Consider the following 6,090-nt stretch of genomic DNA (forward strand, 5'->3'; position numbering starts at 1 on the left):
AAGTACACCTGCAAGAACATGTTCTCGCCCTGCACTGGCAGCAACGTGCAGTACATGATCGAGAAGTGGGCGGGTTTTGAAGTTCAAGGTTGGAGGTTTCCTGGCAACTCCTATGATCCCGACAACGTATTTACTACGAGCCAAAAAGGCCTTTACGGGACATTCGTGGGTTATTTCGCCGATCCAGGCGTATTTACGGGTGGTTCGTCCACCCCAACCGGAAATATTAAAATTCTCGGTCTCATTAAATAACAACTGATTCATTTCTAAAGGGGTGGAAGAATTGAAAGCTCGCCTACTGGGAGGCATCGCTGCACTCGTTGTGGCCATAATCGGAACAGTTCTGCTTGTGTCCTACGTCCAAGGCGCCGATCGGCGCGCCCTGGCAAACACCGAAACCGCTGAGGTCTATGTGGTTCAAAAAGAAATTGCGGCCGGAACCTCCGCGGCAAACTTCGGTGATTCGGTAGTCAAAAAATCTGTACCCAAGTCAGCGGTGGCGAGCGGCAGCGTCACCACCTTGGCTGAGCTCGGCCAGCAGGTCTCCGCCGTCGGACTGGTCCCTGGCGAACAGCTCCTGAGCACCCGCATGGTGGACCCGGCACAGTTGGTCGGCGCGGGCCGCGCGGCCGTCCCCAGCGGACTGCAGGAAGTCACCGTTAAGCTGACCCTCGACAGAATCGTCGGTGGCAGCCTGAAGGCAGGCGAGACCGTCGGCGTGATTCTGTCCTATGCGGCTAACGACAAGCTGAACCTCCCGGACCAGTCTCAGTTGGTGTTCCATAAGGTGCTGGTGACGGCGGTCCAGAACTCCTTGGGCGCCGTGGCACAGGATCAGTCAACAACGACGACGGAAACCACTTCCGACGGCGCCCTCGGTTCCAAGTCAAGCGCCGCGCAGGCGAACGGAGGATACCTCGTCACTTTGGCTCGGCCCTCGATCGACGTAGAGAAGATCGTTCACGCCATCGAGTTCGGCAAGGTGTACCTCAGCAAGGAATCGGCAAGCTCGACGACGACTAACAGCGTCGTCATGGAACGCATCAGGGTCTTCCAATGAGCCGCTTCGTATTGATCACGCCCAGCGTCGACTTCGAACGAAAGGTCCGCTCGGCCACGGCCGGCATGAGCGGCAGCCTGCAATGGTTCCAGGCAGACTACCTCCCGGAAGGCCCGGACGAATTTCTGAGCAAGCTGCTGGGAGAACAGCCGGAAGTCCTCATCTTGGGCCCGGGCCTGGACATAGACGACACTCTGAAGCACGCAGCACTGCTGGACCTGCAGTATCCGGAGATCAGCGTCCTCCTGGCTGCGGAGCAGACCCCGGAGCTCATCCTGGCCGCGATGCGTTCGGGAGTGCGGGACATCCTGTCCCCCACGGCCGATATCCACGGCATCCGGGCGATGGTCGAGCGTTCCAGCCTGGCCGCAGCCGGCCGTCGGAGGGGACTGAACCCACGCGCCACAGAGTCTCCAGCTGGAAGTTCCGGAGGTCGGGTCATCGCCGTCATGTCTCCGAAGGGCGGCGTGGGCAAGACCACCATCGCGACCAACATCGCGGTTGGACTGGGAAAGGTGGTGCCAATGGGGGTTGTCATCGTCGACCTGGACCTGCAGTTCGGGGATGTCGCCAGCGGCCTGCTGCTGGACCCGGAACATACGATCACGGACGCTGTTACCGGTGCGGCCAGCCAAGACTCCATGGTACTCAAGACGTACCTGGCATTGCACTCGGCCGGCATCTATGCGTTGTGTGGGCCGAAGAATCCCGTGGAATCGGAGATGATTACCGCCGCACATGTCACCAACCTGCTGAAGCAGTTGCGGCATGAGTTCCAGTACGTGGTCATCGACACCGCTCCAGGACTCGGCGAGCATGTCCTTGCCGCTCTGGAGCAGGCAACGGATGCTGTCTGGGTGTGCGGCATGGACGTGCCGAGCATCCGCGGACTCCGCACGGGTTTCCACATCCTCAACGAGCTCGGCCTCATGCCGGAAAGCCGGCACGTTGTGCTGAACATGGCTGACGGCAAGAGCGGGCTCACCGTCCCCGACGTGGAGGCAACGATCGGGGTGCCGGTCGACGTCGCCATACCGCGCTCCCGGACTCTGCCGTTTTCGACCAACAAGGGCGTTCCCATTCTCCAGGACGGCCGCCGGGACGTGGCAGCGAAAGGACTACGTCAACTCGTTGACCGTTTCCTACCGAATTGGCAGGACCGAACACATCGCAAGCTCCACCGAAGGGCGGTAGTCCAGTGAGTCTCACCAGGAGATTTGAACAATTGCGGCACGGCAGCCAGGATGGCGAGACGGCCACGCCGCCGGAGGCCCAAACGAGCCCGGGCGTCCCCTCGACCCTTGGCCGAATCCAGGAAGCCAAAGCCGCCGATGCTGCCAGTGCGGCACTCGTCGTCGAAGAAGTCGGTCCCAACGCCGGTATAGCCAGCGAGGCCCTCCGCGGGCTCAAAGAGCGCGCAAGCCAGGCCCTCTATGAGCGGCTCGGCTCCAGGATCTCGGACTCCTCGATGGATGAATCCGAGCTGCACCAGCACGTCAAGGATGAACTCAAGGAGGTCGTGGATGCGGAGCAGGTTCCACTCAGCTCTGCAGAACGGCAGCGGCTGACCCGCGAAATCATCGACGACGTTTTGGGTCACGGTCCGATCCAGCGTTTTCTCGACGATCCCGAGGTGACGGAAGTCATGGTCAACCGCCATGACTCCATCTACGTGGAGAAATATGGCCACCTGCAAAAAACAGATGCCAAGTTCAGTTCGGACGAAGCCCTCCGCCGGGTCATTGAACGGATCGTCTCCAGGGTAGGTCGACGGATCGATGAGTCCTCGCCCTTGGTTGATGCCCGCCTTGCCGATGGCTCGCGGGTAAACGCCATCATTCCGCCCCTGGCCGTCAACGGGCCATCGCTGACTATCCGAAAGTTTGCCCGCGAAGCCCTCACCGTGAACAAGCTCATCGAGTTCGGCAGCCTCTCCCCGGAAATGGCTGAACTCCTGCAGGCATGTGTCCTGGCACGAATGAACATCATCGTCTCGGGCGGTACCGGCACCGGCAAGACCACCCTGCTCAACGTCCTGTCGTCCTTCATCCCCGAGACAGACCGTATTGTGACCATCGAGGACGCCGTGGAGCTCCAGTTGCAGCAGGAGCATGTTGTGCGGCTGGAGAGTCGGCCGGCCAACATAGAGGGCCGCGGCGAGGTTTCCATTCGCGAACTCGTCCGCAACTCGCTCCGCATGCGGCCGGACCGTATCGTCGTCGGCGAGGTCCGTGGCGGCGAATCGTTGGACATGCTCCAGGCGATGAACACCGGCCATGACGGGTCTATCTCCACCGTTCACGCCAACTCACCTAGGGATGCAGTGGCCCGGTTGGAAACGCTGGTGCTGATGGCCGGGATGGACTTGCCGCTGCGGGCCATCCGCGAACAAGTCGCCTCCGCGGTGAACCTCATCGTCCACATTACGAGGCTCCGTGACGGCAGCCGCCGGGTCACGCATATCACCGAGGTGCAAGGCATGGAAGGCGATATTGTCACCCTCCAGGATGCCTTTGTCTTCGACTATTCCGCCGGTGTGGACGCCAATGGCAGGTTCCTCGGCAAGCCGGTGCCCACCGGCGTCCGTCCGCGGTTCACGGACAGGTTCGTGGAACTCGGCATTCAGATCTCGCCCGCCGTTTTCGGGACGCATCTTGGGAGCGTCCGATGATCCCCGACGATGCCTCCCCTGCGGTCATGGTTCTTGGCCTGGCGCTGGTCTACTTGGCCCTCGTTATCATTTTCTGGGTCATCCTGAAGTCTCGGAACGTCATTTCGGCGGACCGGCGCCGGCCGGACGGCGTCGCGCACCCTTCCACCCTGACAAAGCTGACTGACGCGACGCTGGGCGTGATCGACGCAAGGCTCAAGCCCCAGCCTTCGGGCATTCTGTCCCGACGCCGGCTGGACAGCGCCGGCCTCAAGAAGCAGCCCGCGGATTACTTGCTCCTGGCTGGCATCATTACGGTACTGGCGGGCGTCGTCGGATTTCTGCGGGGAGGCATGTTCCCCGCGATTCTCCTGATCATTGCAGCACCGATTGGGCTCGCCTTGATTTTGAATTTGCTCGTCTCGCGCCGCCAGGCAAAGTTTGATGATCAGGTTCCGGACACGCTCCGAATGCTCGCTGGCGGCATGCGTGCCGGTCATAGCCTGCTGCGTTCGCTCGACGCTGCGGGCCAGGAAAGTGACACCCCAATGGCTGACGAATTGAGCCGCGTCGTCAACGAGACTCGCATCGGCCGTGACCTCGGCGAATCGCTCCTTGACGTCGCGGACCGGACCAAGAACGAGGACTTCACTTGGATCGCCCAAGCCATAGAAATCCACCGTGAGGTCGGTGGAGATCTGGCCGAAGTACTAGACCACGTGGGTGAGACTATCCGCGACAGGAACCAGCTCAGGCGCCAAGTGAAGGCCCTCAGCGCCGAAGGACGAGTGTCCGCCTTGGTTTTGATCTCGCTGCCGATCCTTTTGTTTATCGCGCTGCAGTTCATCAATCCGATCTACGCCAAGACGTTTTCGTCGACAGTTCCCGGCTACTTCATGATTGCGGCCTCCGCCGTCATGCTCAGCCTCGGGGCTTTCTGGCTCAGCCGTCTCATCAAGCCGAAGTTCTGAGGAGGAACACATGCAACCCATCGCTATGGCCGCCGTGTTGGCCATCATTGCACCCGTCTCGGGCATGGTCTGGCTGGCCTTCACAGGAGACCGCAGCGGGCTGCGGAATATCCGAACTAACCTCGGAACGAAATCTGCGGGGACTCCCGCCGGGCGATCCGTGCCAGGCGAGCAGCTTGCAGCTCTCAGCAAGAAGCTGGCACCGGTTGGCTACGTGGCCTGGCTGGACAAGCAAATTGCCGGGGCCGGGCGGCCCAAGGACTGGCCGCTGGGGCGGCTGCTAATGGTCAAGCCGCTGGTGGCGCTGGCCGGCGCCGGCCTGGGCCTGGTTGGCTTCTTGGTCGAACCCTCGCCGCAGCGCATCCTCATCGCCCTTGCCTTCGTCGTCTTCCTCTACTTCGTCCCGGATCTTCTGATCCGGACAAAGGCGGAGAAGCGCCGCGAAGCGATCCGCCTTGAGCTGCCGAATGCCCTGGACCAGATGCTGATCTCCGTTCAGGCCGGACTTGGCTTTGAAGCGGCCATGGCGCGGAGTGCGCAGAACGGCACGGGCCCGCTTGCCTACGAATTCACCCGGACCTTGCAGGACATACAAGTGGGACGCAGCCGCAAGGATGCTTACCTGGCGTTCGCCGGGCGAGTCGATTCGCCGGACCTCCGCAGCTTCATTCGGGCAGTCGTCCAAGCCGACGCGTACGGCATCGCTATCGCCAAGGTCCTCAAGGCACAAGCCCAGGAATTGAGGACCAAGCGTCGCCAGAGTGCTGAGGAGCACGCCATGAAAATTCCCGTCAAGATCCTCTTCCCGCTGATCTTCTGCATCTTCCCCACGCTCTTCATCATCCTGATGGGGCCAGCCGTCATGGGCATCATCGCCGCGTTCTCCTAGGAGATCGCAGGCAGAACGCATCGGTGCGGTCTAACACCCACGCCTAAATGCACCGGACCCCCTTGGACCCCAGAGCTAAGGGGGTCCTTTCGTGTGCCACGCCGCTGAGGCTCGGAGCAGTTCGAGCGCAGATTATCCGCAGAAAATCCTCAGGAAATGTACAGGTAGGGAAGTCTTACCGCAGGATGTGGCAAGCAGCGTAACTTCCGCCGAATCGCGTTGCTAGCTTTCTGGCAGAGCTGGTGTCTGGCCAGCTTCCCTTCACTCGCTCAGGAGTCCTCAATGCTTGCTCTTTACACAAACCTCTCTGTCCGTCTCCGCAGCGATGAGAAAGGCGCAACCGCCGTTGAATACGGCATCATGGTCGCCCTCATCGCCGTCGTTATCATCGTTGCCGTGAGCCTGCTCGGCGGGTCCCTTACCGACATGTTCAAGAGCGTTAACTGTGGAATCACGACACCGGCGACGCCTAAGTGGAGCGGTACCGCGTGCACGGCTTAGCCTAAGCATCCACTCTCAG

6 protein-coding genes and 1 pseudogene are annotated in these 6,090 nt (G+C 61.1%); all 7 read left to right on the top strand.

Annotation, left to right across the window (positions count from 1 at the left end):
* Nucleotides 1-252 (top strand): annotated as a pseudogene (locus tag LQV45_RS15825) (hypothetical protein); the annotation flags it as partial.
* 97 nt (nucleotides 253-349) lie between these two features.
* Nucleotides 350-1,060: a Flp pilus assembly protein CpaB gene (locus LQV45_RS15830; protein ID WP_230007862.1), complete on the top strand. Its 711-nt coding sequence runs from the start codon at nucleotides 350-352 to the stop codon at nucleotides 1,058-1,060.
* Entirely contained in the window at nucleotides 1,057-2,262 is a 1,206-nt protein-coding gene (locus LQV45_RS15835; protein WP_230007863.1) for an AAA family ATPase, read from the top strand. The genes LQV45_RS15830 and LQV45_RS15835 overlap by 4 nt, the downstream gene beginning before the upstream one ends.
* Nucleotides 2,259-3,731: a CpaF family protein gene (locus LQV45_RS15840; RefSeq protein WP_230007864.1), complete on the top strand. Its 1,473-nt coding sequence runs from the start codon at nucleotides 2,259-2,261 to the stop codon at nucleotides 3,729-3,731. The genes LQV45_RS15835 and LQV45_RS15840 overlap by 4 nt, the downstream gene beginning before the upstream one ends.
* On the top strand, nucleotides 3,728-4,681 hold the full coding sequence (locus LQV45_RS15845) for a type II secretion system F family protein (RefSeq protein ID WP_230007865.1): 954 nt from the start codon (nucleotides 3,728-3,730) through the stop codon (nucleotides 4,679-4,681). The genes LQV45_RS15840 and LQV45_RS15845 overlap by 4 nt, the downstream gene beginning before the upstream one ends.
* A 10-nt stretch (nucleotides 4,682-4,691) precedes the next feature.
* On the top strand, nucleotides 4,692-5,570 hold the full coding sequence (locus tag LQV45_RS15850) for a type II secretion system F family protein (RefSeq protein WP_230007866.1): 879 nt from the start codon (nucleotides 4,692-4,694) through the stop codon (nucleotides 5,568-5,570).
* 282 nt (nucleotides 5,571-5,852) lie between these two features.
* The gene (locus LQV45_RS15855; protein WP_230007867.1) at nucleotides 5,853-6,071 is read left to right on the top strand and encodes a Flp family type IVb pilin; all 219 of its coding nucleotides are present in this window, start codon (nucleotides 5,853-5,855) and stop codon (nucleotides 6,069-6,071) included.
* Nucleotides 6,072-6,090 lie beyond the last annotated feature (19 nt).

This window comes from Microbacterium sp. Bi128 (assembly GCF_918698205.1).